The organism is Psychrobacter sp. 1Y4 (genome assembly GCF_051847555.1).
Genome location: NZ_JBPYDE010001059.1, coordinates 1 through 538 on the forward strand (window position 1 = coordinate 1; position 538 = coordinate 538).

1 protein-coding gene is annotated in these 538 nt (G+C 37.0%); it reads right to left on the bottom strand.

The annotated features are described in order from the left end of the window. Positions 1–501, bottom strand: a 501-nt coding sequence (locus ACS8FC_RS20400) for a hypothetical protein (RefSeq protein WP_439298126.1), incomplete at its 3' end; no start/stop codon positions are given. Positions 502–538 lie beyond the last annotated feature (37 nt).

Genomic DNA, 538 nt, shown 5'->3' on the forward strand with positions numbered 1-538 from the left:
ATGACTTGGTTTGTCTTCGCTCCAATATTTGCTTTGTAAACACACCTTATCATCAAGTTGCCAGTTTTTCATATCATTGCTATAAGTACAATTAATTACTTCTGTAATAGCAGAGTGTAGTTTAAATGGCTGTATCCTTCTGACACCACCAAGAAACGGATCCATAGAGCCAACACCGTACCTTTCCTCATCTAACTCAAGTAGTTTTACTACTGTAAACACTTTGTCGTCATGTTCATTATCAATCGAGCAAAAGTCATAGAGGAAGCATTCGTGGATATAGTTCTCGTGATTGATAGTCGTGTTTAATAAGGACTGACTGAAACGATTGGGTACTAATATACTTTTGAATGAGACCCGTTCGATTCTACTATTTTCAACCTCTTCCCATTCACCTTCTACATTCAACCAAGTGCTATTACCTTGAGTGCTAACCAGCAAATCAATAAAATCATTCTCTTTTATTTGCCATTGCCATTCTTTATTAGCATTTTCAAGCACCCAGTCTCTTCTCTCGATAGGTATGTAATCTCTGCTT